Here is a 26,049-nt window from a genome sequence, read left to right as displayed (position 1 = left end):
CACATGGCCCCGCTCGGTCGTGGAAGGACGGACCGGTTCGTCGTCGACGTCCGGTCGAAGGGTACCGGTCGAGCCGGGGTGGCCTCGCCCCCGCGTCAGATGGTGAAGGTGGCCTCCCGCACCGAGGCGGCCACCTTGCGCACCTCGTCCGCGCGGTCCGGCGGCGCGGTCATCCGCAGCACCAGTTGCCTGTCGATCGCGTCCTCCGGCACGCTGCGCCAGTAGGAGAGGTAGACCAGCCCGTAGCGCGGCGCACCGTCCACCCGGGCCGTCTCCGCCCAGGTGGTGAAATCGCCGCTGCGGATCCACTGCAACCCCCATGCCTCCTCCTGCCGGCGCAGCGCGGTGCGGCGCTCGTCGGTGCAGAGCCGGGGGCACTGCCGGACGACCAGGTCGCCACCGATGATCGACCCGTCGGCGGCCGGGACGCCGCACCGGTAGTGCGCCGAGCCGCTGGTGCGGCCGGCCTCGGTGCAGTTCCAGCCGGTGGGCACCCGGAAGCTGAAGTCGACCCCGGCCAGGCCGGTGATCTCCCGGGTCGGCTCGGTGCGGGCGAAGGTGGGCGCCCCGGCGGGCCAGCCGCCACCGACCGGCGGCTCCACCCCCGGCCGGCGTGGCGGCGTGGCCGGCAGCCCCAGGTCGGCGCTCGGTGTCGCGGAGGCCGGCGCGGCGACGGTGGCCGGTCCCTCGGCCGGCCGGTCGGCGGCGAGGTAGCCACCCGCCGCCCCGAGCGCCGCCGCGAGCAGGGCCACCAGCACCGACCACAGTACGGCCCGACCCCGGCCGCGCCTCGGCCCCGCGACCGGCGGGAACGGTGCCGGCGGGTACGGCGCGAGGGTCGTCGGCGGGTACGGCGGTCCCGCCCGCTGCGGCACCACCGGCGCGGGCACCGCCTGCTGCGGGCCGGCCTGCTGCGGGCCGACCTGTTGCCGGCCGGCCTGGTGTGGTGTTGCCTGGCGCGGACCGAGCTGCTGCGGGGCTGCCTGGTGTGGGCTGGCCTGCGGCGCAATGGCCTGGTGCGGGCCGGCCTGGTGCCGGGCTGCTGGCTGGCCGGCCTGGTGTGGGGCCGCCTGGTGCGGGCTGGCCTGCGGCAGGGTGGCCTGGTGCGGGGCGGTCTGGTGCGGGGCCGCCGGGTGGGGCGGGGTGGCCGTGCGGGGTGGGGTCGTGCGGGGCGTGGCACCCGGCGGCACCGTGCCGCCCGTGGCCGACGCACCGTGGCCGGCCGACGCGACAGGTCCGGTCGACGCGACAGGTCCGGCCGACGCTCCGTGGCCCGTCGACGCTCCGTGGCCCACCGACGCTCCGTGGTCCGTCGACGAAGCAGGCCCGGTGGATGCGGCGGCTCCGGTCGCCGGGGCGGGCATCGGCGGCGTGGTCTTCCCCGGCCGGGCCGCGCCCGCCGGCCCGGCGGTGCGCTGCCCGTCCGGTGCCGGTGTCCCGCCGGCCCCGGCGGCGACCGGTGCTCCAGCGACCGTTGCGCCGGTGGCCGTTGCGCCGGTGGCCGGTGTCCCGGCGACTGGCGCCCCGGTGGTCGGCCGGTGTGCCGGGTCTGACACGCCGGACGGCCCGGTCCCGGGGCCACCGGCCGGGGGCTCCCCGGCCGGGACGAGGCGCTGCCCCAACGCGAGGAAGACGTGCGCGGCCCCGGCCCCCTGCTCGGCGGCGCAGGCCACCCAGGGCATCGGGCCGGTGTGGTTGGCCCCGGTGATCGGCAGGCCGTCGGAGCGGGCCAGGGTGTTGGCCGCCGCGGCGAACGCCTCCCGCCAGCCGCCCTCGGCGGCGGCCGGCGCGAGCACGGCGACGGTGAACGGCCGCTCGGCGGCGTCCCGTGCGGCCCAGACCTCGCCCAGCTCGCACGAGCTGAGCCTGCGGTGCAGCGCGTACGGACCGACTGTCTGCATGTGGCATCCCCCCGGCCGATCGTATCGGTCCGGCACGACGCGGACCGATCGACGGACGGGCCGCCGCCGGAGTCAGTCGACCCAGTCGAGGGTGCGGGCGACCGCCTTGCGCCAGCGGCCCAGTTCCCGCTCCCGGTGCGCCGGGTCCATCCGGGACTCCCACTGCGCGTCGGAGCGCCACTGCGCGCGCAGGGTGGCCAGGTCCGGCCAGAAACCGACCGCCAGGCCGGCCGCGTACGCCGCGCCGAGGCAGGTGGTCTCGGTGATCCGGGAGCGGACCACCGGCACCGCCAGCACGTCGGCGAGGAACTGCATCAGCAGCCCGTTGGCGGTCATTCCACCGTCGACCCGCAGCCGGCGCAGCGCCACGTCGGAGTCGGCGTTCATCGCGTCGACCACCTCGCGGGTCTGCCAGGCCGACGCCTCCAGGGCCGCCCGCGCCAGGTGCCCCTTGGTGATGTAGCCGGTCAGCCCGGCGATCACCCCCCGGGCGTCGCTACGCCAGTGTGGCGCGAACAGCCCGGAGAAGGCGGGCACCACGTAGCAGCCCCCGTTGTCGTCCACGCTGGCGGCCAGCTCCTCGACCTCGGCGGCCGAGGAGATCAGCCCGAGGTTGTCCCGCAGCCACTGCACCAGCGACCCGGTCACCGCGATCGCCCCCTCCAGGGCGTACGCGGCCGGCTGGCCGTCGATCCGGTAGGCCACCGTGGTCAGCAGGCCGTGGCTGGACGGTACCGGGCTGGCTCCGGTGTTGAGCAGCAGGAAACTCCCGGTGCCGTAGGTGCACTTCGCCTCGCCGGGCTGGAAGCAGGTCTGCCCGAACAGGGCGGCCTGCTGGTCGCCGAGCGCGCTGGCCACCGGCACCCCGTCGAGCACCCCGTGGGCCGTTCCGTAGACCTCCGCCGAGCTGCGGATCTGCGGCAGCATCGCGGCCGGGATGCGCAGCGCGTCGAGCAGCTCCGGGTCCCAGTCGAGGGTCTCCAGGCTCATCAGCATGGTCCGGCTGGCGTTGGTGACGTCGGTGACGTGCCGTCCGGTCAGTTTCCAGATCAGCCAACTGTCCATCGTGCCGAACAGCACCTCGCCCCGTTCGGCGCGTTCCCGTAGCCCGTCGACGTGGTCCAGCAGCCAGCGCAGCTTCGGACCGGCGAAGTAGGTGGCCAGGGTGAGCCCGGTGCGGGCGCGCAGCCGCTCCTCGCCGTACGAGTCGGCCAGCTCACGCAGCAGCGGGCCGGTGCGGGTGTCCTGCCAGACGACGGCGTTGGCGACCGGTCGACCGGTCGCCCGGTCCCAGACCACGGTGGTCTCCCGCTGGTTGGTGATGCCGACGGCGGCCAACCCGTCCGGGCCGGTGCCGGCGTCGGCCAGCGCGTCGCGGACCACCCGCTCGACGTTGGCCCAGATCTCCTCGGCGTCGTGCTCGACCCAACCGGGCCGGGGGAAGATCTGCCGGTGCTCGCGTTGCGCGACGGCGACGATCCCACCGGCCCGGTCGAAGACGATGCACCGCGACGAGGTGGTGCCCTGGTCGATGGCGGCGACGTACTCTCCGGTCATTTCGGCACCGTACCCGGCCCGGGTCGACGGGAGAACCGGCACGGTTCCGTACGATCTCCAGACGTGCGCGACATCGCCGTGTTCAGTGGAACCGCCCATCCCGACCTCGCCGCCGAGATCTGTTCCCACCTGGGGGTGCCGCTGCACCCGGTGCGGGTGTCCCGGTTCGCCAACGACTGCCTGGAGGTGCAGTTGCAGGCGAACTGCCGGGAGCGGGACGTCTTCCTGATCCAGCCCCTGGTGCCCCCGGTGCAGGAGAACCTGGTGGAGCTGCTGCTCATGATCGACGCCGCCCGGGGCGCGTCGGCCGGCCGGATCACCGTGGTGCTGCCGCACTACGCGTACGCCCGGTCGGACAAGAAGGACGCGCCACGCATCTCCATCGGCGCCCGGCTGGTGGCCGACCTGCTCACCTCGGCCGGCGCGCACCGGGTGCTGGCGATGACCCTGCACTCACCGCAGGTGCACGGCTTCTTCAGCGTCCCGGTCGACCACCTGCACGCGCTGCGGGAGCTGGCCGCCCACTTCCGGGGACGCGACCTGACCGACACGGTGGTGGTCTCGCCGGACCTGGGCAACGCCAAGGAGGCGGCGGCGTTCGCCCGGATGCTCGGCACCCCGGTCGCGGCCGGGGCGAAGCAGCGGTTCAGCGACGACCGGGTCACCATCAGCACGGTGATCGGCGAGGTGGCCGACCGGGACGTGATCGTGCTGGACGACGAGATCGCCAAGGGCAGCACGGTGGTCGAGCTGATCGGCCACCTGCACCAACGCAACGTCCGGTCGATCCGGCTGGCCTGTACCCACGGCCTGTTCTCCGACGGCGCGCTGACCAGGCTCGCCGCCGTCGACGGGGTACGCGAGATCGTCTGCACCAACACCGTGCCGATCCCCGCGGACAAGCGGGTGCCGGAGCTGACGGTGCTCTCGGTGGCTCCGGCGCTGGCCGAGGCGATGCGTCGCATCCACAACGGCGAGTCGGTCAGCGCCCTGTTCGGCTGACGGTCACCGGCGGGCCTGGTCGGCGGCCCGGGCCGGCGGAACCAGGGCGGTCGGACCGGGGCGGCGGGTCAGGCGAAGAGGGCGCTGATCCGCACGGTGGTGCCGGCCGTGCCGCTCTCGACCTCCATCGCGTCGCTGAGCTCCCGGGCCAGCCAGAGCCCCCAACCGCCGGCGGTGTCCGGGGCGGGCCGGCTGCGGTCGTCGAGCCGCTGCTCACTGATGCCGCTGCCGTGGTCGGAGACCTCGCAGACCAGCTCGCCGGTGCGTCGCCAGAGCCGCAGCCAGCCCCGTCCGCCACCGTGCCGCACGGCGTTGGTGATCAGTTCGTTGACCGCCAGCACGAAGTCGTCGAGCCGCTGCCCGGCCAGACCGGCCGCGTGCGCGCAGGAGCTGACCGAGTGTCTCAGCTCGGTCACCTGTGCCTGGTCGAACGCCTCGGCGATGAGAAGGGAAGGTTCGATGGGCACCACCGTACGCGGTGTGGGAAGCTCTGCGTTCGTCATGGGCCCTGTCCCGACAGCGATCTCGGAGTTTTTCACGCTATTTCTACCGTACGCCAGGCTTCTCGGGCCCGCACCGACCGGCCCGGCCGGCTGACCTGGGGACTGTGGCATCGTGGCGGCCATGCCGTCGTCCCCGCCGGGAGGTTTCGCCGACCCGCTGTGGCGTTCCGTCGCGGTCTTCCGGTTCGCCTCGCTGGCGTACGTCGGCCTGCTGGTCCTGCGCGACGCGGGTCGCTACGCCCACCCGGTCGCCGCGGGCGGCGTACTGCTGGTGATGCTGGCCTGGTCCGGGGTGACGGCGGTCGGGTACGCCCGGCCGGCCAACCGGCGCTGGCCGCTGCTCCTGGCCGACCTCGGCGTGGTCCTGGCGATCCTGGCGGTCACGCCGTGGGTGGTGGGACGCCCGGCGCTGGCCGCCGGGGTGCCCGCCCTCGCCGTGGCGTGGCTGGCCGGGCCGGTGCTGGCCTGGGCGGTCTCCGGCGGGCGGCGGCGCGGCACGGTGGCCGCGCTGCTGGTCGGCGGCACGGACCTCGTCACCCGGGGCCGGATCGGCCCGTCCTCGCTGACCGGGGCGATCCTGCTGCTGCTCGCCGGCGCGGTGGTGGGGCACGTGGCCCGGCTGGCGGTGAGCACCGAGGAACGGTTGCAGCGGGCGGTGGAGCTGGAGGCGGCGACCCGGGAACGGGAACGGCTGGCCCGGGACATCCACGACTCGGTGCTCCAGGTGCTGTCCCTGGTCCAGCGGCGCGGTGCACACCTCGACGGGGAGGCCGGTGAGCTGGCCCGGCTCGCCGGCCAGCAGGAGGTGGCGTTACGTGCGTTGATCTCCGGGGCCCCGCCGACGTCCCCCGCCGACCCGGGCGGCGAGGTCGACCTGCGGTCCCTGCTGTCCGGGTACGCCTCGGCGACGGTGCAGGTCTCCGCCCCGGCGACCCCGGTGCCGCTGCCCGCCTCGGTGGCCCGGGAGGTGGCCGCCGCGACGGCGGCGGCCCTGGACAACGTGCGGCGGCACGCCGACGGGCGGGGCTGGGTGCTCGTCGAGGACGAGGGCGACACGGTGACCGTGTCGGTGCGCGACGCCGGGCCGGGCATCCCGGAGGGTCGGCTGGTCGAGGCGGCCCGGCAGGGCCGGCTGGGGGTGGCGCAGGCCATCCGGGGACGGATGACCGACCTCGGCGGCGAGGTGCGGATCATCTCGACGCCGGGGGAGGGCACCGAGATCGAACTGATGGTGCCGAGGAGGAGCCGATGACCGGGGTACGGGTGATGGTGGTCGACGACCACCCGATGTGGCGGGAGGGGGTGGCCCGCGACCTCACCGAGGCCGGGCACCTGGTGGTGGCGACCAGCGGTGAGGGCCGCCAGGCGGTCCGGGTGGCCGCCGCCGCCCGACCCGACGTGGTGGTGCTCGACCTCCAACTGCCGGACATCTCCGGGGTGGAGGTGATCCAGGGACTGCGGGCCGCGTTGCCCCGGGTCCGGGTGCTGATGCTGTCGGCCAGCGGCGAACAGCAGGGGGTGCTGGACGCGGTGAAGGCCGGGGCCACCGGCTACCTGCTGAAGTCGGCGGCCCCGGCGGAGTTCCTGGACGCGGTGCGCCGCACCGCCGCCGGTGACCCGGTGTTCACCCCGGGCCTGGCCGGGCTGGTGCTGGGCGAGTACCGGCGGCTCGCCGCGGACCCGCCGGCCGCCGGGTCCGGCGACGACGGCGCGGCACCCCGGCTCACCGAACGGGAGACCGAGGTGCTGCGGCTGGTGGCGAAGGGGCTGTCCTACAAGCAGATCGCCGGGCGGCTCGGGCTGTCGCACCGCACCGTGCAGAACCACGTGCAGAACACGCTCGGCAAGCTCCAGCTGCACAACCGGGTGGAGCTGACCCGCTACGCGATCGAACGCGGCCTGGACGACTGAGGACGCGCCCGGACGGCGGACGACCCGGGGTCAGTGCGCCTCGGGCGGCCGGGTCTCGTGGATGGCCAGTTCCTCGGCGCTCGCGCCACCGCCGGCCGCGCCCGCGTCGTAGGCGATGCTGTCGGTCTCCTGGTCGGTGCGGGCCCCCTCGTCCGGTTCGACGAGCCGACCCACCTGCGCGTCGGCGACCGTGCCGAGTTGACCGTGGTCGTAGAGCGAGACCGGGGAGTTCGGGTCCGAGGTGGGGCCCGGGTCGAGCACGTCGGCGTCGAGCTGGGCCTGCGCGGCGGCCTCCTCGTTCTCCGCCTCGGCGGCGATGTCCGGGTCGACCGGCCCGGCCAGCGGGTCGTCGGCCCGCCGCTCGTACTGCTCACGGTCGAGCTTGTACTCCAACGACTCGCCGTCGAGCTGCTCGTCGGCGGTGGTGCCGAAGTGGTCGACGGCCACCGGGGTACGGTCGCCGGGCAGCTGGGCCGGGTCGGGGCCGTCGGCCTCCCGGCCGGTCAGCACGTCGTCGTGGGCGGTCGAGTCGTCGTCGGCGGTGTCGGGCAGGCCGAGCGCCTCGGGGTCGGACACGGGGGTCGGGAACTCGTCGTCGCGCATGGCTGAGCACTACCCACTGGCACGGCCCGGGTAACCGGGTCCCGCTCCCTGGATCGGGACGAAAGGGCGGTAATCAGTCGTGGTGCCAGTGTGACTCGTCCTCGGTGTGCAGCACGCACCAGATCACCTTGCCGTCCGGGAGCGGGGTGCTGCCCCAGCGCCGGGCCACCGTGTCGATCAGCAGCAACCCCCGGCCACCGGCCGAGGTGAGCGGGGCCGGCCCACCGTAGCGGGGCTGCCGCCGCGAGTGGTCCCGCACCGCCAGGTGCACCGTGTCGCCCTGCGCGGCCAACCGCAGCGTCATCGGGGTCGACGCGTGCGCCACCACGTTGTTGACCATCTCGGTGACCGCGATGCAGGCCGGTTCGGCCAGCTCCGGCACACCCCACCGGGCACAGCGCTCGGTCACCAGTTCCCGCGCCCACCGGGCCGCCCCGACCGCCGGCGTCAGCTCCTCGGTCAGCACCGCCGCCATCGGCGTACGGGCCAGGGCCGCCGTCGCGTCGGCCTCGGTCGGGTAGACCGCCAGTTCCGTCGCGTCCCCGTCGACGAGCCTTCCGGTCGGGTCGACCACCAACAGGTCGGCGGCGGGCCAGTCGCGTACCGCCCGGCGTACCCCGGCCAGCAACCGGCCGGCGGTCGCCCCGTCGGCGCGCAGCCCGGCCAGGTCGACCACGATCGGACCGGGCCGGTCGACGAGCCGGACGAGCAGCGCGTCGCGTACCCGGTCGACGTCGGTCGGCTCCAGCGTCCCGGCGAGCCGGACCAGCGCGGAGGAGTCGTCGGCCACCACCTGGCAGCCCGCCCGGGGGTGCCGGACCGTTCCCGGGGTCGGCAGGTCGGCGCGGCTCATCGTGGTGGCTTCCGGTCGGCGCGGGCCGGTCGGGTCGCCTTCCCGGCGGGGCCGGGCCGGGCCGGCCGCGTCCCCGGGGTGGCGTCGCACCCGCCGGTGACGCCGGCGACCACCACGGCGGTGACGGCGGGGGTACGGGTCATCGGCATCTCCGCTCGGTACCCCCGGATGGGCCGGGTCATGCCGCCGAGCGGCCACTGATCAGCGGTACCGCCCCGGTCAGTCGCGGCTCACCCCGGGCCGGGCCGGCACCGGCCCGGCCCGGTGTGGGGTGCCCCACAGCCTGCCCACCGGCCCGCTGACCGCTTCCGATCTGCGAGGTTTCGGCTCGTGGGGCCCCGGTTAATGGGACGCTCTGACCGGAGACCATCCCTCGCAGATCGCATGGAGGTGCACCATGCGCGTCGGCCTCGTCTGCGCGCACGCCGGGTCGTCCCGGTACGCGGAAGGACCACCCGTCGGCACCCACGAGCACGTCGCTCGGGTCGCCGGCGAGCTGGCCGGGCGCGGCCACGACGTGCGGGTGTACGAGCGTCGCGACGACCCGTCCCTGCCGGCGAGCGTCGAGATCGACGGGTACCGGGTGGAACGCGTGCCCGTCGGCCCGGCCCGCCCCACCGTCACCGCCGACCTGGTCCCGCACGTGCCCGAGTTCGGCCGCTGGTTGGCCGACCGGTGGGCGGGGGAGTGGACGCCGGAGGTGGTGCACGGGCACTACTGGATCGGCGGCCTGGCCGCCGCGCACGCCGTCCGGGAGACGGACATCCCGGTGGTGCAGACCTTCCACTCGCTCGGTGTCGAGCAGCGCCGCCACCTCGGCCGCGAGTACGACGGCCCCGGCGAGCGCATCCCGCTGGAGCGCGCGCTCACCCGGGCGGTGGACATCGCCGTCGCCCAGTGCACCGACGAGGTCGACGAGCTGACCCGGATGGGGCTGCAACGCTCCTCGGTGGCGATGGTGCCGACCGGCGTGGACGTCGAACGGTTCCACCCCGACGGTGAGGCCGCCCCCCGCGACCAGCGGGCCCGCATCCTGTCCGTCGGCGGGCTGTCGCCGGGACACGGCCAGGACGACCTGATCCGGGCGATGCGGCTGGTCGGCGACGCGGAACTGGTGATCGCCGGTGGGCCGCCGGCCGACCAGCTGGCCACCCACGCCGAGGCCCGGCGGCTGCGCGAGCTGGCCGAGCGGGCCGGGGTCGCCGACCAGGTCACCCTGGTCGGCGCGGTGCCGCACGACCAGCTCGCCACCTGGTACCGCTCGGCCGACGTGGTCGCCTGCACCCCGCACTACTCCGCCGCCGGCCGGGTGTCTCTGGAGGCGATGGCCTGCGGGGTGCCGGTGGTCGGCTACGCCGTGGGCGGCATCGCCGACGCGGTGGTCGACGAGGTCACCGGCCGGCTGGTGCCCCCCGGCGACGTCCGCACGCTGGGCATGACGCTGCGCCGGCTGCTCGCCGACAACGCGGGCCGGTTCGCCTACGGGCACGCCGCGGTGGACCGGGTGCGGTGCAGCTACACCTGGGAGCGGACGGCCGGCGCGCTGGAGCGGCTCTACGAGCGGGTGGTGGGCCGGCGTACCCCGGTCGAGGTGCCCGACACGGTGCCGGTCGACGTCGAGGCCGACCCGGACGCCGCCGTGACGGTGGAGGTCGAGACGCCGGTCACGGGGACGACCACCACGACCGCCGGCCCGGTCGGCGGCTGACCGCGCCCCACGACCGCTGACGGGTCAGGCGCGGGGGGCCGCGCCCACCATGGCGCGTTCCGGGGTGCGGGCCACCGCGTGGTGGTGCTGGGGTGCGGCGTACCGGGTGAGCCCGATGACCGAGGCGAGAGTGATCAGGAAGCCGACGGCGGCCAGCCACTCCCGGCCCGGCCAGATCTTGTCGTTGAGCAGCAGCAGGCCGACGATGGCGGCGGGTACCGCCCCGGCGGCGTCCATCGCGGCGACGGCCGCCGTCGTGGAGCCCCGCTGCATCGCCAGGCCGAGCAGCAGCTGACCCACCAGCGAGTGGGCGATCAGCAGGTAGAGCAGCGGGTCACGGACGAACGCCTCGGCCGACGGGGCGGAGGCCAGCGGCCGGGCGGCCACCGCGGCGGCGGAGAACGCCAACCCGGCCAGGGAGCCGAGCGCCACCGAGCCGGGCGCCCCGTGCAGGCGCACCGCGAAGAAACCGAGCAGTCCGATCCCGCCGAGCGCCAGCGCCAGGGCGACCAGGCCGGCGGTGCCGAGCCCTTTGGAGGGGGCCGGCTGGGCGGAGAGCACCAGCGCGGTGATCCCGGCGAAGAGCAGCACCAGCAGCGCCACCTCGGCGGCGGGCAGCCGCCACTTGAGCACCACCACCCCCAGCAGGGCGGTCACCCCCAGCCCCGCCGCCACGCTCGCCTGCACCAGGAACAACGGCAGGTCACGCCGGGCCAGGAAGGCCAGCACGAAGCCGGTCACCTGGCAGAGCAGCCCGATCAGGTACGTCCGGTGCCCGGCCAGCCGCAGCAGCAGCCCCGGGTCGAAGGTGTGGTGCACGGTCGTCCGGGCGGCGGCCACCGACTGGAGCATGTTGGCGAAGCCGTACGCGATGATCATCGCCGCGAGGAAGCACCAACCGGAGGACACCACCAGGCGAGAATAGAGGGCCGTTGCGTTCAGCGCGCGGTTGGCCGACCCAGCCGGGACAGCACGTCGGTGTGCAGCGGCCCGTTGGTGGCGATCGCGCTGATCTCGCCGGATGCCGTCCCACCAGGGGCGGGAGTGCCTTCCAGGGTGGTCATGGTGCCCCCGGCGGCGGTCACGATCGGCACCAGTGCGGCCACGTCCCACAGCGACAGTTCCGGCTCCACCATCACGTCCAGTGCCCCCTCGGCCAGCAGCATGTAGCCGTAGAAGTCGCCGTAGGCGCGGCTGCGCCAGGTGTCGCGCATCAACTGGAGCACCGCGTCCAGCCGGCCGGCCGCCTCCCACCCGGTCAGCGACGAGTAGCAGATGCTGGCGTCGGCGAGGTCGCGTACCCCGGAGACCCGGATCGGCTCGCCGGAGGCGGCGTCGCGCCCCGCGTACGCCCCCAGGCCGTTGGCCCCCCACCAGCGCCGGCCGAGCGCCGGGGCGGAGACCAGCCCGACCACCGGCCGGTCCCCCTCCAGCAGGGCGATCAGGGTGGCCCACACCGGCACTCCCCGGACGAAGTTCTTGGTGCCGTCGATCGGGTCGATCACCCACCGCCGGTCGTGCGGACCGGTGGCCGGCTGCTCGCCGTACTCCTCGCCGAGCAGTCCGTCGTCCGGCCGGTGGTCGGCCAGCAGCGCCCGGATCTCCCGCTCGACAGAGGTGTCCGCGTCGGAGACGGGAGTCAGGTCCGGCTTCGCCGTCACCCGCAGGTCAAGCGCCCGGAACCGGGCCATCGAGATGGCGTCGGCGGCATCCGCCAGCCGGTGGGCAAGTTCGACATCCCCCGCATACCCCGTCACCCCGAAACCCTATCCCCAACCCCACCCACCCCACCCCACCCACCCACCCGCCTCCCGCGCACGTGATCAAGAGGTTTGCGTCACGGCAGAGCTTCAGATTGACGCAAACCTCTTGATCACTTGACGCAAACTTCTTGGGTGGTCAGGAGCCGGCGAGGGGGTCGCCGGGGTTGCGTTCCGCTTCGCGGGGGTCACCCTCGCCGGCCCGGGAGGCCAGCAGCCGACGGTACGAGCCCAGCCGGCGCGGGTCGGCCTTGCCGGCGGCCACCCAGGCGTCCAGGGCGCAGTCCGCCTCGTCCGGGGTGTGTGGACAGTTGGGTGGGCAGTCCACCGTCCCCTCCACCAGGTCGGGGAACCCGTGCAGCAGGCTCTCGGCCGAGACGTGGGCCAGCCCGAAGCTGCGGATGCCCGGGGTGTCCACGATCCAGCCCGGGTCACCGTCCCCGTCCGGGGTACGCGGCAGCCGGAGCGCCACCGCGCTGGTGGAGGTGTGCCGGCCCCGACCGATCGCGCTGACCACGCCGACCGCCCGTAGCGCGTCCGGCACCAGCCGGTTGACAAGCGTGGATTTGCCCACCCCGGAGTGCCCGACCAGCACCGACACCCGGCCGGCGAGCAGGGCGCGCAGCGCGTCGAGGTCGGAGTCGGGCCGGATGAGCACGTACGGCAGCTCCAGCTCGGTGTAGTAGCCGACGACCTGCGCCGGGCCGGCCAGGTCGGCCTTGGTCAGGCAGAGCAGCGGCTCGATGTCGGCGTCGTACGCGGCGACGAGGCAACGGTCGATGAAGCCGGTCCGGGGCGGCGGGTCGGCCAGCGCGCTGACGATCACCAGTTGGTCGGCGTTGGCGACCACCACCCGTTCCAGCCGCCCTTCGGCGGTGTTCTCGTCGTCGTCGGCGGTGCGCCGCAGCACCGAGCGCCGTTCGGCGATCCGGACGATCCGGGCCAGCGCCCCGTCCACACCGGAGACGTCGCCGACCAGGCTCACCCGGTCGCCGACCACCACCGACTTGCGGCCGAGTTCGCGGGCCCGCATGGCGGTGACTGCCGCACCGTCCGGGGCGTCGGGGAGCACGCAGGTGTAGCGGCCCCGGTCGACGGCGATGACGAACCCGTCGACCGCGTCGTCGTGCCGGGGGCGGGTCCGGGTACGCGGACGTGAGGACCGGCCGGGGCGTACCCGTACGTCGTCCTCGTCGTACTCCCGTCGCTTGGTCGCCAGGACCTGCCCCCTCCGCCGTCAGTTCTTGCCGGTCACCATCGCCGACCATAGTGCCGGGAACTCCGGCATGGTCTTCGAGGTGCACGACACGTCGTCCACCTCGATGCCGCCGACGGCGAGCCCGGCGACCGCGGCGGCGTGCGCCATCCGGTGGTCGGCGTAGGTGCGGAAGGCGCCCCCGCGCAGCGGTCGGGGCCGGATCTCCAGCCCGTCGGCGGTTTCGGTCAGGTCGGCGCCGAGCCCGGTGAACTCCCGGGCCAGCGCGGCGAGCCGGTCGGTCTCGTGCCCCCGGATGTGCCCGATGCCGGTGAACGTCGACGGCGAGTCGGCAAGCATGGCGAGCGCGGTCAGTGCCGGGGTCAACTCGCTGACGTCGGACAGGTCGGCGGTCAGGCCGTGCACGGTGCCGGTGCCCCGTACGGTCAGCCCGGCGGTGGTCAGGGTGACCTCGCCACCCATCCGGTCCAGCAGCGAGCGGAGCTGCTCGACCGGCTGGACGCTGTTGTGCGGCCAGCCCTGCAGGGTCACCTCGCCGCCGGTGACCAGGGCGGCGGCGAAGAACGGGACCGCGCCGGAGAGGTCGGGTTCGATCTCCCAGCCCCGGCCGGCGAGCGGCCCCGGCTCGACCACCCAGACGTCGTCGACGGTGTCGTCGACGGCCGCCCCGGCGGCCCGCAGCATCTGCACCGTCATCCGCAGGTGCGGCGCGGAGGGCACCGGTGGGCCCTGGTGCCGGACCACCACGCCCCGGTCGAAGCGCGCCCCGGCGAGCAGCAGGCCGGAGACGAGTTGGCTGGAGGCGGAGGCGTCGATCACCACCTCGCCGCCGGTGACCCGGCCGACGCCCTGCACCACCAGGGGCAGGCTGCCGGTCTCCGGCGCGTCGATCCGGACGCCGAGTGAGCGCAGCGCGCCGATCAGCGGGCCCAGCGGCCGGACCCGGGCCTGCGGGTCGCCGTCGAAGGTGACCCGCCCGTCGGTGAGGCCGGCGACCGGCGGGACGAACCGCATCACCGTGCCGGCGAGCCCGACGTCGACGTGGGCCGGGCCGACCAGCCGGTGCGGCCGGACCAGCCAGCGGTCGTCGTCGGAGACCGAGACGTGGGCACCCATCGCCCGCAGCCCGCCCGCCATGAGTTCGGTGTCGCGGGCGCGCAGCGGCCCGTGCAGTGTCGACGGGCCACCGGCCAGTGCGCTGAGCACCAGGGCCCGTGCGGTCATCGACTTGGAGCCGGGTAGGCGCAGGGCGGCGGTGACCGGGGCGGTGGCGGTCGGTGCGGCCCAGGGCTGTTGCGGACGGGTGGCGGTCAGGTTTCCCACGGTCACATTCTGCCAACCCGACGACGATTTCGAGACTACCGTCGGGCCGACTCCCGGTGGGCGGGACAGCCGATGGCGGCGCGGGGGGTTAGCGTTGGCGTCATGTGCGGCAGGTACGCGACGACCCGGAGTTCCGGGGACCTGAGCGCCGTCTTCGAGTCGTACGACGACACCGACGGCGGGGTCCGGCCGGACCACAACGTCGCGCCGACCGACCGGGTGCCGGTGGTGCGGGTCGATCCGGAGCGGGGGCGGGCGCTCTCGGTGGGTCGCTGGGGGCTGGTGCCGCACTGGGCGAAGTCGGCCGCCGGGGCGGCCCGGATGATCAACGCGCGGGCCGAGACGGTCGCCACCAGCCGGGCGTACGCCCTGCCGTTCGCCCGTCGCCGCTGCCTCGTCCCGGCCGACGGCTGGTACGAGTGGGTGCGCCGGGCCGGCGGCGGCAAGCAGCCGTACTTCATGACCCCGCGGGACGGCTCGGTGCTGGCGTTGGCGGGGATCTGGTCCCGCTGGGCGGAGACGCTCACGTTCAGCGTGCTCACCACGGCTGCGGTGGGCGAGCTGGCCGAGGTGCACGACCGGATGCCGCTGCTGCTGCCGCCCGACCGGTGGGCGGACTGGCTGGCCCCGGCCGACGATCCGGCGGCGTTGCTGGTCCCGCCGTCGGCGGACTGGCTCGCCGGGCTGGAGATCCGCCCGGTCGGTACGGCGGTGGGCGACGTGCGCAACGACGGCCCGGAGTTGACCGCCCGGGTGTCGCTGGACCGGGAACGCTCCCACGGGAACGACGCACTGTTCTGATCGCGATAGGTGACATTGGCGCGTACGAATTGCCGGGTTTATCAGTGAAATGTCGCTCGGATTTTCTGCCATCTTTCCGGCACACCCCTTGTCTCCGTAGCCGACGGTGCGATACAACACAGCGCTGGCACTGGGAGCGTCCTCGCGCAGTGCGAACGACGCCCGTCGATCTTGCCGGTCCCACGGGGGAGGTGGGTGTGATGACCCGGGCACGTATGCCCCGACCGCACGAGGTGGCCGCCGCACGACGGGATCCGCGACTGCTCCGCGCGTTGCGGGACCGCCGTTCCGACGATGCCTGGCGGACCAGAGGTACCTGCCAGAGCGTGGACCCGGAGACGTTCTTTCCGGCGCCCAACGAACCGGCCGACGCGGCGGTCGCGCTCTGCCGCAGCTGCGACGTGCAGGGTTCCTGCCTGGCCTGGGCGCTGGAGGTGGGCGACACCCACGGCGTGTGGGGCGGCACCACGCCCCGCGAGCGTCGGGCCATGCTGGTCGCCTGGCGGGGCGAGGTCGGCTCCGACAGCGGCGCGGCCGGCGACGCCGGTCCACCGGTGCGCGACCAGTTGCTCACCCTGGTGCCGTTGAGCTGATCATCCCGCCGGCCACGGCGCAGAATGACCGGATGTCCCGCTCCACACAGCTCGACACCCCGCGCGGCCCGGCCCGGGTCGACACCGACCGGCCGGCCGGCCCGCCGACGTCCCTGCTCGTCCTCGGCCACGGGGCCGGCGGCGCGGTGGACGCGCCGGACCTGCTGGCCGTCCGTGACGCCGCCTGCGACGCCGGGGTGCTGGTGGCCCGGGTGACCCAGCCCTACCGGGTGGCCGGCCGTCGGGCACCGGCCCCGGCGGGTCACCTGGACGAGGCGTGGACGGCGGTGCTGGCCGTGCTGCGCCGCCGGCATCCCGACCTGCCGCTGCTGGTCGGTGGCCGGTCCAGCGGCGCCCGGGTGGCCTGCCGGACGGCCGGCCCGGTGGGGGCGGTCGGGGTCGTCGCGCTGGCCTTTCCACTGCACCCGCCCGGCCGCCCGGAGCGCTCCCGGGCCGACGAGCTGGCAACCGGCCTGCCCACGCTGGTGGTCAACGGCGACCGGGACCCGTTCGGGCTGCCCGTCGCCGCCGCAGCGGTGCAGGTGGTGGTGCGCCGTGGCGAACGTCACGACCTGCGCCAGGACCCGGCCGGGGTGGCCGCCGCGGTGCTCGGCTGGCTACGCACGCACGGGTGGGCCCGCTGAGGGTCGCGGCGACCCGCGGGCGGTCGGTTCGCCGTGCTGACGACCCGTTTCCGCCCCGCCGGACCCCTCGTTGCATCCGGTGGTGCCGACCTTCCGGTTCGGGTGGTCGGGACCGTCCCTCCCAGGCCCTTCCTGGTCCCAGTCCTCCGGTAGCCGACCGGGCGGGCCGGGACCAGGAGCGGGGGCCGGCGGAATGTGCGGCCGGCGGTCGGGTGTTACGACTCCCGGACGAGGAATCTGGCGAGGGGGGTGACCGGTGCCGACCGAGACACGGAGCCGGGAGCGGGACGATCGGGACGCGCGGCAGCTCAGACGGCTGCTCGACGGTCCGGACTGGCCGGCGGTGGGGACCGGCCCCCGGGTGGTGAGCACGGGCACACCCGGCAGAACGCAAGCTGCGGACCGGTCCGTCCGCGTATCCTCGGCGGGACAGCATCCGACGCGAGGGGATGTGCGGTTGACCACCGAGAAGACGGACGAGCGCAGGGCCCGCTTCGAGCGGGACGCGATGCCCTTCGTCGATCAGCTCTACGCCGCCGGGCTGCGGATGACGCGTAACCCGGCCGACGCCGAGGACCTGGTCCAGGAGACGTACCTGAAGGCGTACGCGGCCTTCCACCAGTTCGAGCAGGGCACCAACCTGAAGGCCTGGCTCTACCGGATCCTGACCAACACCTACATCAACTCCTACCGCAAGCGGCAGCGCCAGCCCATCCAGGCGCCCACCGAGGAGATCACCGACTGGCAGCTCGCCGAGGCCGAGTCGCACACCTCCAGCGGGTTGCGGTCGGCCGAGACCGAGGCGCTGGACCGGCTGCCGGACACCGACGTCAAGGAGGCCCTCCAACAGTTGCCGGAGGAGTTCCGCCTGGCCGTCTACCTGACCGATGTCGAGGGCTTCTCGTACAAGGAGGTCGCCGACATCATGGGCACGCCGATCGGCACCGTGATGTCCCGGTTGCACCGCGGGCGTCGTAACCTGCGCAAGCTGCTGGAGCGGTACGCCGCGGAGCGCGGCTTCAGCGCCGCGCAGCCCGCGAAGGGGTCGACCACCGCCACTGCCGGTCGGGAGGTGTGACGTGAGCTGTGGAGAGCCGCACGAGACGGACTGCCGGGAAGTGCTCGCGGAGGTCTACCTCTACCTCGACCTGGAGTGCGCCGAGGAGCGTCGTTCGCTGATCCGCTACCACCTGGACGAGTGCGGGCCCTGCCTGCGCGAGTACGGCATCGAGCAGGAGGTGCGGGCGCTGGTGGCGCGGTGCTGCGGCAACGAGACCGCCCCCGACGAGCTGCGCGAGCGGCTGCGGGTACGCCTCACCGAGCTGGTGGTCTTCGAGGCCAGCGAGTCCCGCGAACTCGCCGAGTGACACCGCACGGCGGACCGGCCGTGGACGAGACGAACGCATGACGGTGGCCCGGGTCGACTCGACCCGGGCCACCGGTGCGTCCGGCGCGGGGCCGGACCTGACGTCGCGGCGGTGGCCCGCCGGAACGGCTCAGGAGTTGGGGCGCTTGCCGTGGTTCGCGCCGCTCTTCTTACGGGCCTTCTTCTTACGGGCCTTCTTCGCCATGCTGACCTCCTCGTGATGGGTCCGACCCTGCTGCGGTCGACCCGCGACTGCGTGCACGCCGCCGGCCTCCCGGCGTCGGGTCCGACCTGATGATGCTAGTGCGGCCGGCGGGCACCGTCGTGCGCCGGGGCGGCAGCGGTACGCCGGGCGCGCGTGGCGCTCTCCCGCCCACGCGGGGCCGGTCCGTGATTGGATACCGACGCAGACACACCCGGTGGAGAGGGAGGGCCGAGATGGCCGAGGAGATCCGCGCCGAGATGGTGGCCAACGTGTGGAAGGTCGTCGCGTCGAGGGGGGACACCGTCTCCGAGGGGGACACGCTGGTGATCCTGGAGTCGATGAAGATGGAGATCCCGGTCGTCGCCGAGTCCGACGGGGTGGTCGAGCAGCTCGCGGTCAACGAGGGCGACGTGGTGCAGGACGGTGACCTGATCGCGGTGATCGGTTGATCCCCGACGAGCCGACGACCGGCCTACTGGTCCGGCGGGCCGTACCGGCCGAGTTCCCGGCGGTGGCCCGGTTGACCGTCGCCGCCTACGAGGCCGACGGTCAGCTCAAGGGCGAGAACGGCTACGGCGTGGTGCTGGCCGACGTGGCCGGTCGGGCGGAGCACGGCGAGATCCTGGTCGCCGTCGACGGGGCGACCGGCACGGTGCTCGGCTCGGTCACCTACGTGCTGCCCGGCAGCCCCTACGCGGAGCTGTCCGGGCCGGGCGAGGCGGAGTTCCGGATGCTGGCGGTGGACCCGGCCGCCCAGGGGCGGGGCGTGGGGGTGGCGCTGGTACGGGCCTGCCTGTCCCGGGCCGTGGCGCAGGGCTGCACGGCGATGGTCATCTGCGTGCGCAGCGGGCTCGCCGACGCCGCCCACCGGCTGTACGCGGGGCTCGGTTTCGTGCGTACCCCGCAGCGGGACTGGTCGCCGCTGCCCGGTGTCGACCTGCTCGCCCTGCGGCTGGCGCTGTCCGCCGGCCCGGACCGACCCGCCGTCGGCTGACCGCCGTCAGCGGTCCGCCGGGCCGCCCTCCTCGATGCCGGCCAGCAGTTCGTCGGCCACCTCAAGGGCGATCTTCTTGCGTTCGTCGTCGGTGATGTCCGGGGTCCGGACGGCGAACCAGCTGCTGTGTACGGCGAACAGCACCAGTGTCGCCCGGAGTTGGGCCCGGGGGGAGTCGTCGCCGAGGCAGACCGCGTCGGCGAGCTGGTACATCCGTTCGCGCATCTGTTGACCGGCGGCGAGGCTCTTGAGCACTGTCTGGTTCTGCTCGAAGAACCGCATCACCAGGGACTGCCCGGTGCCGAACATCATGTCGGCGTACTGGCTGACCAGTTCCCGCCGGGTGGCCCGGCTGGCCGGTTGGTCGCGGGCCCAGTCGATCAGCTCGTCCATCCGGTGCAACCGGTCCTCGACGTAGCTGTTGACGATCTCGTCCTTGCTCTTGAAGTGGTAGTACAGGGCGGCCTTGGTGACGCCGAGCCGCTCGGCGATCTCCCGGAGCGAGGTCTTCTCGTACCCCTGCTCGGTGAAGAGCTCCAGGGCGACGGCCTGGATGCGCCCGCGCGTGCCGCCTGTGCTCTGAGTCACCTGTACCTACCACCCAACTCGCTTGACGGGGTCCCGCTCTCCAACTTACCGTGCGGCTAGTAAGGTGACTAGCCGGGCGGCAAGTAAGTGCGACAGATCTCCGGGGGAGCTTACCCATGACTCAGGAAACCCAGGCGAGGGCGAAACCCAACATCCGGGTGGTGCTGTTCGGCCTCATGATCGCGATGATGCTCGCGATGCTCGACAACATGATCGTCAGCACCGCGCTGCCGCGGATCGTCAGCGAGTTCGGCGGCGTCAACCACTTCACCTGGGTGGTCACCGCGTACGTGCTGGGCACCACGGTCTCCACCCCGATCTGGGGCAAGCTCGGCGACCTCTACGGCCGTAAGGCGGTCTTCCTGACCTCGGTGGTCGTCTTCCTGATCGGGTCGGCGCTGTGCGGGATGTCCGGTTCGGCGCTGCTCGGCGGCACCGGCAACGGGATGGTCGAACTGATCGCCTTCCGGGCCGTGCAGGGGCTCGGCGCCGGTGGCCTGATGGTCGGCGTGATGGCGATCATCGGCGACCTGGTCCCGCCGCGTGAGCGGGGCCGCTACCAGGGCATGATCGCCGGCATCATGGCGATCGCCATGGTGGCCGGCCCGCTGGTCGGCGGGTTCATCACCGACAACCTCTCCTGGCGCTGGGCGTTCTACGTCAACCTGCCGCTCGGTGGCCTCGCGCTGCTGATCCTGGCCACCACCATGCACCTGCCCAAGTACCGCACCGAGCACCGGATCGACTGGCTGGGCGCGGGACTGCTCTCCGTCGGCATCACCGCGATCGTCCTGATCACCACCTGGGGCGGCAACGAGTACGACTGGGCCTCCGCGCAGATCGTCGGCCTCGCCGCGCTGGCCCTGGTCAGCCTGGTGGCCTTCGGCATCATCGAACGGCGGGTCGTCGAGCCGATCCTGCCGCTCGGCCTCTTCGCCAACCGTAACTTCGCGCTGATCTCGGTGATCGGCTTCCTGCTCGGCTTCGCCATGTTCGGCGCGATGAACTTCCTGCCGCTCTACCAGCAGACCGTGCAGGGCGCCTCGGCCACCAACAGCGGCCTGCTCCTGCTCCCGCTGATGTTCGGCATGCTGGTGGTGTCGCTGGTGGTCGGCCGGGCCATCACCAGGACCGGTCGCTACCGGATGTTCCCGATCGTCGGGGGCGTGGTGATGGCCGTCGGTATGGCGCTGCTGTCCCTGCTGGAGGTCGACACCGGCAAGGTCGAGTCGTCGCTCTACATGCTGGTCCTCGGTGCCGGCATGGGCTTCCTGATGCAGACCTCGATGCTGATCGCGCAGAACAGCGTGGAGCAGAAGGACCTCGGCGCGGCCAGCGGCGCGGCCACCTTCTTCCGCTCCATCGGTGGTTCGTTCGGCATCTCGCTGTTCGGGGCGATCTTCGCCAACCGGCTCGCCGACTCGCCGGCCGGCAGCGCCTTCGCCGGTGGCACCGGCGAGGGGCGGGGGATGGACCTGACGAAGCTCAAGGAGTTGCCGACGCAGGCGCGTGAGGTGGTGCTCGGCGGGCTCTCCGACGCCATCTCGCACGTCTTCTTCTGGGCGATGATCATCACGATCGCGGTGCCGGTGCTCGCCTGGTTCATCCGGGAGATCCCGCTGCGTACGGCGAACGCCGTCCCGCCGCCGGACGCCAGCGGCGAGGAGCAGGCCGAGGTCGCCCTCGGCAAGGCCCCGGTCTCCTGACCCGGTCCCGTCCGTAACGGCCGGCCCGTCCCCGCCAGGGGTACGGGCCGGCCGTGTCCGTGGTGCCCGTGCCCGGTGATCGACTCGCCTGGGCCGATGTTGCGGTATGAACCCGCTCGGACACCGCTACCTCGGCCCCGAGGAGTCGATCAAGCCGGGCGGGGGCGGGAGCCGGGGCGGCGGCGGACGAGGGCGGTGAGGCGACGCCAGGCACGGGCCAGGGGACCGGACCGACGGGTCCCGGCCGGGGTGGCGAGCAGCCGGTGGGCCAGTGCGGTGGTGTCCGGGTCGACGGCCGGGGTGGCCAGCGCCAGGTGGGCCAGGGAGATCGCGATCGGCACCGGCCGGCCCTGCGCTACGGCCGCCACGTCGGCGAGCCGCTCGGCCACCAGCCCGGCCACGTCGGGGCGTACCGTCGGGTCGATCCAGGCGGCGGTGACCAGGGCGAACAGTGCCGCTTCGGTGATCCAGTCCTCGACGCCCCAGATCAGCTCCACCAGTACCCGGCGGCGGGTCGAGGTCGCCCACGGCTCGTCCGTGCGGTGGTGCAGCAGGCCGAGGCAGGCCCAGACCTGTACGCACCGCACCCACAGCGACGGGTCCTGACCGCTGAGCACCCGGCCCAACGCGGTCGGCGGCGCGTCGGGCGGGTGCACCAGCAGACCGAGCAGGTCGGCCAGGTCCAGGGTGGCCAGGGCGACCGCCGCGTCGTACGCGGCCGGTGGGTGCGGCCAGGCGGGGTGGGCCAGGTGGCGTACCCGCTCGGCGGCGGCCGGGGACGGGGCTGGCAGGGTCGGCGCGGCGGTGGTGCCGTCGTAGCGCCAGAGCCGGTAGCCGGTGTCCCGGCGGGGCTCGCGCGGGTCCGGTTCGGCCACCCCGGTCACCTCGACGTGCAGGGCGGGCACGGCGGCGGTGACGGTACGCATCGCGCTCGGCGGTTCGACGGTGTCGAGGCGTACCGCCGCGTCGGGGAAGCCGTCGGCGGCGAGCGCGCGGCGCAGCGCGTCGACCATCGCGCCGGTCGCCGGGGTGACCTGCCCCAGCCAGGGGCGTCCCCGGCAGGACTCGGCGAGGTCGGTGTGCTCGTGGCTGTCGTCCGGGTGGTCCCGGGTGAAGTCGGCGAGGTCGACCAGGTGCGCCACGTCGCCGTCGCGCAGGAACCGCAGCCGGTGCGCGGTGTGCACCGCGCAGTCGAAGGTCGGGTCGCGGGCCAGCGCCCGGTCGATCCAGCCGAGGGCGTCGTCGAGTCGGCCGTGGTCGGCCAGGGTGCCGGCGATGTCGGCGTAGACGGCGAGGTCGTCGGGGTCGTGCCCGACGGCCCGTTCCAGCGCGGCCAGGGCGTCGCGGGTCCGCCCGGCGCTGCGGTAGGCGTACCCGAGCCAGACCTCGCCGAGTTTGGACGGCGCCTCGCGTACCCCCCGGCTTGCCCAGGTGACCGCGAGGGTGACCTCGCCGAGCCGCCGGGCCAGCGCGGACGCCGCCCCGAGCAGCAGGGCGTGCCGGGGGTGCGCGGCGACCGCGTTCCGGGCCAGGGTGAGGTACGGCGTCAGGGGTGCCCGCCCGGCGCGGGGGACCGGGTCGGGCACTGCGGCGCAGACCTGCATGAGGATCCGGGCGCAGCGGTCCGGGTCGAGCCGTCCGGCCAGCTCGGGGGCGGTGACCCAGGGCACCCCGGCCCAGTCGACGCCGGGGGCGTGGCCGGTGGCGGCGACCAGCAGGTCGAGCCCTTCGGCCGGGCGGCCGGCGGCGGCGAGCAGGTGGGCGCGGGCGACCACGGCCCCGACGTGGGCCCGCTGGCCGAGCGGGAAGAGGTCGAGGTCGCCGCCCGAGGCGGCGGCGATCCGGGTGAGCGTCTCGTGCGTGTCGGGCAGGGTCGGTGCCAGCACCAGCGCGGCGGCGAGGTGGTCGGCGGCGTGGGCCAGGTCGCCCTCGTCGAGCGCGAGCCGGGCGAGGGCGAGTTCCTCGGCCGCGGTCAGCGCGGGTGGCTCCTCCGACACGTCGGCCTCTCACTAGCAGGGGGTTGCCAGGGCTGGGCAAGCGTAGGGGATGCCGGCAACCGGTGCCGATCTTCTGCGCATTAGTGCGCGATGGATTGTCGATCAGGACTCAACCGTGCAAGACTGAACATGAAACGCGCGGCGATCGCGCAGCGAGGGGAGTTTCCGTGACGCAGCCAGGGGCCGGGATGGCCGCCGACATCGCCGAGCAGCCGGCCGGTTACGCGCGGCTGCTCTCCACCGGGCACACCGCGGCGATCGCCCGGGTCGCGGCGGCCGTCGCGGAGCGTCGCCCCCGGCACGTGGTCTTCACCGCCCGGGGCACCTCCGACCACGCCGCCCTCTACGGGGCGTACCTGACCGAGATCCGGCTCGGGCTGCCCGCCGGGCTCGCCTCGCCGAGCGCGGTCACCGTCTACGGGGCCCGCCCCGACCTCTCCGACGCGCTCGTCGTCGGGGTCAGCCAGAGCGGCGGCTCACCCGACCTGACCGAGGTGCTGCGCACCGCCCGCGAGGCCGGCGCGCTCACCCTGGCGGTCACCAACGATCCCGGCTCGCCGCTGGCCCGGACCGCCGAGCTGGGCGTCGACATCGCCGCCGGGCACGAGCGGGCCGTCGCCGCCACCAAGACCTACACCGCCGAACTGCTCGCCCTGCTGCTGCTGGTGGAGGGCATCCGGGCCGGGGACGGCGTGCTGCCGGCCGACCAGCGGGCCGCCCTGGAACGCCTCCCCGAGCTGGCCGAGCGCACCCTCGCCGACCCCACCCCGACCCAGCTCGCCCCGCGCTACCGGTTCGCCGGCCAGCTCGTCACCACCGGCCGGGGGTACGCGTACCCGACCGCCCGGGAGGCGGCGCTGAAGCTGATGGAGACGTCCTACCTGCCGGCGCTGGCGTTCTCCGGCGCCGACCTGCTGCACGGGCCGTTGGCGATGACCGACCCGGACGTCCCGGTGCTGGCCGTGGTCGGCTCCGGCCCCGGCGGCCGGTCCATGGGCGAGGTGCTGCCCCGCCTCGGCGAGCGGCGGGCCGACGTCGTGGTGGTCGGCTCGGCCGAGGTCGAGGGGGCCACCCGGATGGCGGTGCCCGAGGTCGACGAGCGGTACGCCCCGCTGCTGGACATCCTGCCGTTGCAGCGCCTGGCCCTCGCCCTGGCGCTGGCCCGGGGTGAGGACCCGGACGCCCCGCGCGGGCTGAAGAAGGTCACCGCGACGATGTGACCCGGGCCGGCCAGCGGGACGGCGTCCGGGTGGGCGTGGCACGCTGTGTCTCGTGTCCACGCTGCGCGACCTCGCCGAGGAGCACACCCAGCTCCGCCCGGCCGACATCGACCACCTGCACCGGATCGCCGGCGACTGGCAGCTGCTGTCCGACCTGTCCTTCGCCGACCTGCTGCTGTGGGTGCCGGTGGACGCCGACGGCACGTTCCTCTGCGTCGCCCAGGTCCGCCCGACGACCGCCCCGACCGCCTACCTGGACGACCAGGTGGGGCGGATCGTGGGCGGGCCGGAGGTGGCGCACCTGGAGGTCGCCTACCGGCAGGGCCGGATCTGGCGGGAGGGCGACCCGGTCTGGTACGGCGACGTGCCGGCCCGGCACGAGGCGATCCCGGTGCGGCTGCGGACCGCCGACGGGGAGGCCGGCGAGGTGATCGCGGTGGTCGGCCGGGACACCAACCTGTCCACCGCCCGCACCCCCAGCCAGCTGGAGCTGAACTACCTCACCACCGCCGACGACCTGGCCCAGATGATCGCCGACGGCACCTTCCCGCCGCCCCGGCACCCGGGCGAGACGACCTCCGCGCCCCGGGTCGGCGACGGGCTGGTCCGGCTCGACGCGGGCGGCAAGGTCACCTACGCCAGCCCGAACGCGCAGTCGGCGTACCGCCGGTTGGGGTACGCCTCCCACCTGGTCGGTGAGGACCTGGCCAAGCTGCACCGCCGGCTGGCCAGCGACCCGCTCGACGGCACCGAGGCGGCCAACGGCATCCTCGCCGCGCTGCGCGGGGAGGGCCCGCCGCGCCGGGAGATCGACGCCCGGGGGGCGACGATGCTCACCCGGGCCCTGCCGCTGATGCCCGCCGGGGTGCCGATCGGCGCGCTGGTCCTGGTCCGCGACATCACCGAGGTACGCCGCCGCGACCGGGCCCTGATCACCAAGGACGCCACCATCCGGGAGATCCACCACCGGGTGAAGAACAACCTGCAGACCGTCGCTGCGCTGCTGCGCCTGCAGGCCCGCCGGGTGTCGATGCCGGAGGCCCGGGTCGCCCTGGAGGAGTCGGTACGCCGGGTCGCCTCCATCGCCCTGGTGCACGAGACGCTCTCCATGTCCAGCGACGAGGCGGTCGAGTTCGACGGGATCGTCGACCGGGTGGCGAGCGCGGCGACCGAGGTGGCCGCGACCGAGGTGAGCGTCGGGATGCGCCGTACCGGAAGCTTCGGGGTGCTGCCCGCCGAGATCGCCACCTCGCTGGTGATGGTGCTCAACGAGTTGCTGCTCAACGCCGTCGAGCACGGCTTCCCGCCGGCCGAGGAGGGCGACGAGGTGGTGGAGCCGGCGACCCGGCCCGAGGTGGTCGTCGCGGCGCACCGGCAGCGTAAGCAGTTGCACGTCTCGGTGACCGACAACGGGCGCGGGCTGCCGGCCGAGTTCGACGCCGACCGGGGCGGGCGGCTCGGGTTGCAGATCGTCCGGGCCCTGGTGACCGGGGAGTTGCGGGGCAGCATCGAGCTGCGTCCCGGCCCGACCGGTGGCACCGAGGCGGTGCTGGTGCTCCCGCTGGCCAAGGGCTGACGACGGTCGGGGCCGGGACGGG

The 26,049-nt window shown here is 74.3% G+C and carries 27 protein-coding genes; 14 read left to right on the top strand and 13 right to left on the bottom strand.

Annotation, left to right across the window (positions count from 1 at the left end; genetic code table 11):
* Nucleotides 1–95 precede the first annotated feature (95 nt).
* Nucleotides 96–1,901, bottom strand: a complete 1,806-nt coding sequence (locus ACN261_RS03795) for a hypothetical protein (protein WP_425848423.1) — start codon at nt 1,899–1,901, stop codon at nt 96–98.
* Nucleotides 1,902–1,973: 72 nt separating this feature from the next.
* Complete coding sequence (gene glpK / locus ACN261_RS03790; protein WP_425848421.1) at nt 1,974–3,458, bottom strand: glycerol kinase GlpK; 1,485 nt, start codon at nt 3,456–3,458, stop codon at nt 1,974–1,976.
* Nucleotides 3,459–3,521: 63 nt separating this feature from the next.
* Here glpK and ACN261_RS03785 point away from each other — a divergent pair, with 63 nt between their 5' ends.
* The gene (locus ACN261_RS03785; protein WP_421483959.1) at nt 3,522–4,460 is read left to right on the top strand and encodes a ribose-phosphate diphosphokinase; all 939 of its coding nucleotides are present in this window, start codon (nt 3,522–3,524) and stop codon (nt 4,458–4,460) included.
* Nucleotides 4,461–4,528: 68 nt separating this feature from the next.
* Here ACN261_RS03785 and ACN261_RS03780 read toward each other — a convergent pair whose 3' ends face one another.
* A complete protein-coding gene (locus ACN261_RS03780; RefSeq protein ID WP_421483958.1) occupies nt 4,529–4,963 on the bottom strand; it encodes an ATP-binding protein in 435 nt (144 codons plus the stop codon).
* Between the two features lie 121 nt (nt 4,964–5,084).
* On the opposite strand from ACN261_RS03780, the gene macS reads away from it, so the two are divergent.
* Nucleotides 5,085–6,215, top strand: coding sequence for a MacS family sensor histidine kinase (macS, locus tag ACN261_RS03775; RefSeq protein ID WP_421483957.1), 1,131 nt, complete (start codon nt 5,085–5,087; stop codon nt 6,213–6,215).
* Complete coding sequence (locus ACN261_RS03770; protein ID WP_421483956.1) at nt 6,212–6,874, top strand: response regulator; 663 nt, start codon at nt 6,212–6,214, stop codon at nt 6,872–6,874. Before macS ends, ACN261_RS03770 begins: the two co-directional genes overlap by 4 nt.
* A 30-nt stretch (nt 6,875–6,904) precedes the next feature.
* Here ACN261_RS03770 and ACN261_RS03765 read toward each other — a convergent pair whose 3' ends face one another.
* The 3 genes from ACN261_RS03765 to ACN261_RS03755 form a co-directional block, all read right to left on the bottom strand.
* On the bottom strand, nt 6,905–7,477 hold the full coding sequence (locus ACN261_RS03765) for a DUF5709 domain-containing protein (protein WP_357929788.1): 573 nt from the start codon (nt 7,475–7,477) through the stop codon (nt 6,905–6,907).
* Nucleotides 7,478–7,550: 73 nt separating this feature from the next.
* Nucleotides 7,551–8,330 carry an ATP-binding protein gene (locus ACN261_RS03760; protein ID WP_421483955.1) on the bottom strand — a complete coding sequence of 260 codons (780 nt, stop codon included), beginning with the start codon at nt 8,328–8,330 and terminating at the stop codon, nt 7,551–7,553.
* Entirely contained in the window at nt 8,327–8,473 is a 147-nt protein-coding gene (locus ACN261_RS03755) for a hypothetical protein (protein WP_425848418.1), read from the bottom strand. The genes ACN261_RS03760 and ACN261_RS03755 overlap by 4 nt, the downstream gene beginning before the upstream one ends.
* A gap of 254 nt (nt 8,474–8,727) precedes the next feature.
* On the opposite strand from ACN261_RS03755, the gene ACN261_RS03750 reads away from it, so the two are divergent.
* Nucleotides 8,728–10,038 (top strand): glycosyltransferase, encoded by a 1,311-nt coding sequence (locus ACN261_RS03750; RefSeq protein WP_425848416.1) that lies wholly within the window; start codon nt 8,728–8,730, stop codon nt 10,036–10,038.
* Between the two features lie 24 nt (nt 10,039–10,062).
* On the opposite strand, the gene ACN261_RS03745 is transcribed toward ACN261_RS03750, so the two are convergent.
* The 4 genes from ACN261_RS03745 to aroA all read right to left on the bottom strand — a co-directional run bounded on the left by ACN261_RS03745 (nt 10,063) and on the right by aroA (nt 14,337).
* Entirely contained in the window at nt 10,063–10,917 is an 855-nt protein-coding gene (locus ACN261_RS03745) for a hypothetical protein (protein WP_421486915.1), read from the bottom strand.
* A gap of 59 nt (nt 10,918–10,976) precedes the next feature.
* A complete protein-coding gene (gene hisN, locus ACN261_RS03740; RefSeq protein ID WP_421483952.1) occupies nt 10,977–11,795 on the bottom strand; it encodes a histidinol-phosphatase in 819 nt (272 codons plus the stop codon).
* Between the two features lie 142 nt (nt 11,796–11,937).
* A complete protein-coding gene (rsgA, locus tag ACN261_RS03735) occupies nt 11,938–12,870 on the bottom strand; it encodes a ribosome small subunit-dependent GTPase A (RefSeq protein WP_421483951.1) in 933 nt (310 codons plus the stop codon).
* A 165-nt stretch (nt 12,871–13,035) separates the two neighbouring features.
* Nucleotides 13,036–14,337, bottom strand: a complete 1,302-nt coding sequence (aroA, locus tag ACN261_RS03730) for a 3-phosphoshikimate 1-carboxyvinyltransferase (protein WP_421483950.1) — start codon at nt 14,335–14,337, stop codon at nt 13,036–13,038.
* Between the two features lie 102 nt (nt 14,338–14,439).
* On the opposite strand from aroA, the gene ACN261_RS03725 reads away from it, so the two are divergent.
* The 5 genes from ACN261_RS03725 (at nt 14,440) to rsrA (ending at nt 17,742) form a co-directional block, all read left to right on the top strand.
* Nucleotides 14,440–15,138, top strand: coding sequence for an SOS response-associated peptidase (locus ACN261_RS03725; protein ID WP_425848413.1), 699 nt, complete (start codon nt 14,440–14,442; stop codon nt 15,136–15,138).
* A gap of 200 nt (nt 15,139–15,338) precedes the next feature.
* Complete coding sequence (locus ACN261_RS03720) at nt 15,339–15,731, top strand: WhiB family transcriptional regulator (protein ID WP_421483948.1); 393 nt, start codon at nt 15,339–15,341, stop codon at nt 15,729–15,731.
* A 32-nt stretch (nt 15,732–15,763) separates the two neighbouring features.
* Nucleotides 15,764–16,375: an alpha/beta family hydrolase gene (locus ACN261_RS03715; RefSeq protein WP_421483947.1), complete on the top strand. Its 612-nt coding sequence runs from the start codon at nt 15,764–15,766 to the stop codon at nt 16,373–16,375.
* A gap of 256 nt (nt 16,376–16,631) precedes the next feature.
* Complete coding sequence (locus tag ACN261_RS03710) at nt 16,632–17,453, top strand: sigma-70 family RNA polymerase sigma factor (protein ID WP_421483946.1); 822 nt, start codon at nt 16,632–16,634, stop codon at nt 17,451–17,453.
* A 1-nt stretch (nt 17,454) separates the two neighbouring features.
* On the top strand, nt 17,455–17,742 hold the full coding sequence (gene rsrA, locus ACN261_RS03705; RefSeq protein WP_204926830.1) for a mycothiol system anti-sigma-R factor: 288 nt from the start codon (nt 17,455–17,457) through the stop codon (nt 17,740–17,742).
* Between the two features lie 129 nt (nt 17,743–17,871).
* Here rsrA and ACN261_RS03700 read toward each other — a convergent pair whose 3' ends face one another.
* Complete coding sequence (locus ACN261_RS03700; protein WP_369700219.1) at nt 17,872–17,946, bottom strand: 50S ribosomal protein bL37; 75 nt, start codon at nt 17,944–17,946, stop codon at nt 17,872–17,874.
* A 233-nt stretch (nt 17,947–18,179) separates the two neighbouring features.
* On the opposite strand from ACN261_RS03700, the gene ACN261_RS03695 reads away from it, so the two are divergent.
* Both ACN261_RS03695 and ACN261_RS03690 read left to right on the top strand, forming a co-directional pair.
* On the top strand, nt 18,180–18,395 hold the full coding sequence (locus ACN261_RS03695) for a biotin/lipoyl-binding carrier protein (protein WP_402896657.1): 216 nt from the start codon (nt 18,180–18,182) through the stop codon (nt 18,393–18,395).
* Nucleotides 18,395–18,940, top strand: coding sequence for a GNAT family N-acetyltransferase (locus ACN261_RS03690; RefSeq protein ID WP_425853557.1), 546 nt, complete (start codon nt 18,395–18,397; stop codon nt 18,938–18,940). The genes ACN261_RS03695 and ACN261_RS03690 overlap by 1 nt, the downstream gene beginning before the upstream one ends.
* Nucleotides 18,941–18,946: 6 nt before the next feature.
* Here the strand turns inward: ACN261_RS03690 and ACN261_RS03685 are convergent, their stop codons facing one another.
* The gene (locus ACN261_RS03685) at nt 18,947–19,528 is read right to left on the bottom strand and encodes a TetR/AcrR family transcriptional regulator (RefSeq protein ID WP_421483945.1); all 582 of its coding nucleotides are present in this window, start codon (nt 19,526–19,528) and stop codon (nt 18,947–18,949) included.
* Between the two features lie 116 nt (nt 19,529–19,644).
* Here ACN261_RS03685 and ACN261_RS03680 point away from each other — a divergent pair, with 116 nt between their 5' ends.
* Nucleotides 19,645–21,234, top strand: coding sequence for an MDR family MFS transporter (locus ACN261_RS03680; protein WP_425848409.1), 1,590 nt, complete (start codon nt 19,645–19,647; stop codon nt 21,232–21,234).
* 149 nt (nt 21,235–21,383) lie between these two features.
* On the opposite strand, the gene ACN261_RS03675 is transcribed toward ACN261_RS03680, so the two are convergent.
* Nucleotides 21,384–23,231, bottom strand: coding sequence for a tetratricopeptide repeat protein (locus tag ACN261_RS03675; protein ID WP_421483943.1), 1,848 nt, complete (start codon nt 23,229–23,231; stop codon nt 21,384–21,386).
* Between the two features lie 188 nt (nt 23,232–23,419).
* Between ACN261_RS03675 and ACN261_RS03670 the strand changes: the two genes are divergently transcribed.
* Both ACN261_RS03670 and ACN261_RS03665 read left to right on the top strand, forming a co-directional pair.
* Nucleotides 23,420–24,451 carry an SIS domain-containing protein gene (locus ACN261_RS03670; RefSeq protein WP_363656306.1) on the top strand — a complete coding sequence of 344 codons (1,032 nt, stop codon included), beginning with the start codon at nt 23,420–23,422 and terminating at the stop codon, nt 24,449–24,451.
* A 52-nt stretch (nt 24,452–24,503) separates the two neighbouring features.
* Nucleotides 24,504–26,027 (top strand): sensor histidine kinase, encoded by a 1,524-nt coding sequence (locus ACN261_RS03665; protein ID WP_204926834.1) that lies wholly within the window; start codon nt 24,504–24,506, stop codon nt 26,025–26,027.
* Nucleotides 26,028–26,049 lie beyond the last annotated feature (22 nt).

Origin of the sequence: Micromonospora sp. WMMD723 (genome assembly GCF_049863385.1) — a bacterium.
GTDB lineage: Bacteria > Actinomycetota > Actinomycetes > Mycobacteriales > Micromonosporaceae > Micromonospora > Micromonospora wenchangensis.
The sequence above is the reverse complement of the archived record's forward strand: the minus strand, read 5'-3'. Positions and strand labels throughout refer to the sequence as shown.

Excerpts from the sequence above, each read along its gene's own strand:
- ACN261_RS03795 (WP_425848423.1), bottom strand. The coding sequence starts at position 1,901 with ATGCAGACAGTCGGTCCGTACGCGCTGCACCGCAGGCTCAGCTCGTGC.
- glpK (WP_425848421.1), bottom strand. The coding sequence starts at position 3,458 with ATGACCGGAGAGTACGTCGCCGCCATCGACCAGGGCACCACCTCGTCG.
- ACN261_RS03780 (WP_421483958.1), bottom strand. The coding sequence starts at position 4,963 with ATGACGAACGCAGAGCTTCCCACACCGCGTACGGTGGTGCCCATCGAA.
- macS (WP_421483957.1), top strand. The coding sequence starts at position 5,085 with ATGCCGTCGTCCCCGCCGGGAGGTTTCGCCGACCCGCTGTGGCGTTCC.
- ACN261_RS03770 (WP_421483956.1), top strand. The coding sequence starts at position 6,212 with ATGACCGGGGTACGGGTGATGGTGGTCGACGACCACCCGATGTGGCGG.
- ACN261_RS03765 (WP_357929788.1), bottom strand. The coding sequence starts at position 7,477 with ATGCGCGACGACGAGTTCCCGACCCCCGTGTCCGACCCCGAGGCGCTC.
- ACN261_RS03760 (WP_421483955.1), bottom strand. The coding sequence starts at position 8,330 with ATGAGCCGCGCCGACCTGCCGACCCCGGGAACGGTCCGGCACCCCCGG.
- ACN261_RS03755 (WP_425848418.1), bottom strand. The coding sequence starts at position 8,473 with ATGACCCGTACCCCCGCCGTCACCGCCGTGGTGGTCGCCGGCGTCACC.
- ACN261_RS03750 (WP_425848416.1), top strand. The coding sequence starts at position 8,728 with ATGCGCGTCGGCCTCGTCTGCGCGCACGCCGGGTCGTCCCGGTACGCG.
- ACN261_RS03745 (WP_421486915.1), bottom strand. The coding sequence starts at position 10,917 with ATGATCATCGCGTACGGCTTCGCCAACATGCTCCAGTCGGTGGCCGCC.
- ACN261_RS03725 (WP_425848413.1), top strand. The coding sequence starts at position 14,440 with ATGTGCGGCAGGTACGCGACGACCCGGAGTTCCGGGGACCTGAGCGCC.
- ACN261_RS03720 (WP_421483948.1), top strand. The coding sequence starts at position 15,339 with ATGACCCGGGCACGTATGCCCCGACCGCACGAGGTGGCCGCCGCACGA.
- ACN261_RS03715 (WP_421483947.1), top strand. The coding sequence starts at position 15,764 with ATGTCCCGCTCCACACAGCTCGACACCCCGCGCGGCCCGGCCCGGGTC.
- ACN261_RS03695 (WP_402896657.1), top strand. The coding sequence starts at position 18,180 with ATGGCCGAGGAGATCCGCGCCGAGATGGTGGCCAACGTGTGGAAGGTC.
- ACN261_RS03680 (WP_425848409.1), top strand. The coding sequence starts at position 19,645 with ATGACTCAGGAAACCCAGGCGAGGGCGAAACCCAACATCCGGGTGGTG.
- ACN261_RS03670 (WP_363656306.1), top strand. The coding sequence starts at position 23,420 with ATGGCCGCCGACATCGCCGAGCAGCCGGCCGGTTACGCGCGGCTGCTC.